We start from the raw sequence: 1,586 nt of genomic DNA on the forward strand, positions 1-1,586 counted from the left end.
CCTCGGGAGGGGCGCCGCCCGAAGCCGTGTCTGCCGTCCCACAGCCCCCGCGTGCCCGTACGGGAGGTGTGCGGACGGGCCGGACGCCGGCCGACCGCACAGCCGGGCACCCAGCGGCGGCAGCAGCGGCAGCAGCGGCAGCCGGCCGTCTACCAGCGGTAGGCGGGGTAGGTGGGCGCGTCGGTGGGGACGATCTCCCGGCCAAGGGGCATCAGGGAGACGGGCACCATCTTGAAGTGGGCGATGCCGAACGGGATGCCGATGATCGTCACGCAGAAGGCGATGCCGGCGGCGATGTGGCCCAGTGTGATCCAGACGCCGGCCAGGATCAGCCAGATGACGTTGCCGATACCGGAGGCGATGCCCGCGTCGGCCTTGGGAGTGACCCGGTAGCCGAAGGGCCACAGGGAGTAGACGGCGATGCGGAAGCAGGCGATGCCCCACGGGATGGTGATGATCAGGACGCAGCAGACGAGTCCGGCCACGGCGTAGGCCATCGCCAGCCAGACGCCGGAGAAGATGAGCCAGAGGATGTTCAGAAGTGTCTTCACGGTCGCCAGCCTGCCATCCGTTCCAGGCGGGCGATACGTTCGGCCATCGGTGGGTGGGTGGCGAACAGCCCGGAGGTGCCCGGGCCGGGCCGGAACGGGTTGGCGATCATCATGTGACCGGCCGTCTTCAGGCGCGGTTCGCGGGGCAGCGGCAGCGAGGCGGTGCCCCGCTCCAGTTTGCGCAGCGCGGACGCCAGGGCCAGCGGGTCGCCGGTGAGCTGGGCGCCGGCGGCGTCGGCCTCGTACTCGCGGGAGCGGCTCACCGCGAGCTGGATGAGGGCGGCGGCGAGCGGACCGAGGATCATGACGAGCAGCATGCCGACCAGTCCGGGCCCCTCCTCGTCGTCGGAGCGGCCGAACGGGATGAGCCAGGCGAAGTTGACCGCGAACAGCACCGCCGAGGCCATCGCGCCGGCGACGGACGCGATGAGGATGTCCCGGTTGTGGACGTGGCTCAGCTCGTGGCCGAGCACTCCGCGCAGTTCCCGCTCGTCGAGCAGGCGCAGGATGCCCTCGGTGCAGCAGACGGCCGCGTTGCGCGGGTTGCGGCCGGTGGCGAAGGCGTTGGGCGCCTGGGTCGGTGAGAGGTAGAGGCGCGGCATCGGCTGCCGGGCGGCGGTGGAGAGCTCCCGCACGATGCGGTAGAGCTGCGGGGCCTGGAACTCGCTGACCGGTCGGGCCCGCATGGCGCGCAGCGCCAGCCGGTCGCTGTTCCAGTAGGCGTAGGCGTTGGTGCCCAGTGCCAGGAACAGGGCGGCGACGAGACCCGTGCGGCCGAAGAAGCTGCCGATGACGAGGATCAGTGCGGACATCGCGCCCAGCAGCAACGCCGTCCGTAGTCCGTTGTGTCGGCCGTGCACGGTACGCCCTCCAGTGGTGCAGCAGAGCAACCCTGTTTTCCGGTGGTGTCTCCACCTTCCGATGGACTCCACTGAGGGACAACGCGGTCCGGCGGACGCAGGTTCCCCGGTGCTCCGCTGCCGGCCGGCGGCCCGGCGCTGGTCGGCGGCCCGGCGCTGGTCGGCGAAGGGGGCC

The 1,586-nt window shown here is 71.5% G+C and carries 2 protein-coding genes; both read right to left on the reverse strand.

Features of this window, described 5'->3' with window-relative positions; translation table 11 throughout:
• Positions 1–149: 149 nt before the first annotated feature.
• Positions 150–551, reverse strand: a complete 402-nt coding sequence (locus ACYVE9_RS26045; RefSeq protein WP_461030350.1) for a YccF domain-containing protein — start codon at positions 549–551, stop codon at positions 150–152.
• Positions 548–1,411, reverse strand: coding sequence for a zinc metalloprotease HtpX (gene htpX, locus ACYVE9_RS26050; RefSeq protein WP_461030351.1), 864 nt, complete (start codon positions 1,409–1,411; stop codon positions 548–550). The genes ACYVE9_RS26045 and htpX overlap by 4 nt, the downstream gene beginning before the upstream one ends.
• Positions 1,412–1,586: the final 175 nt, after the last annotated feature.

It is taken from the genome of Streptomyces sparsus (genome assembly GCF_054776295.1).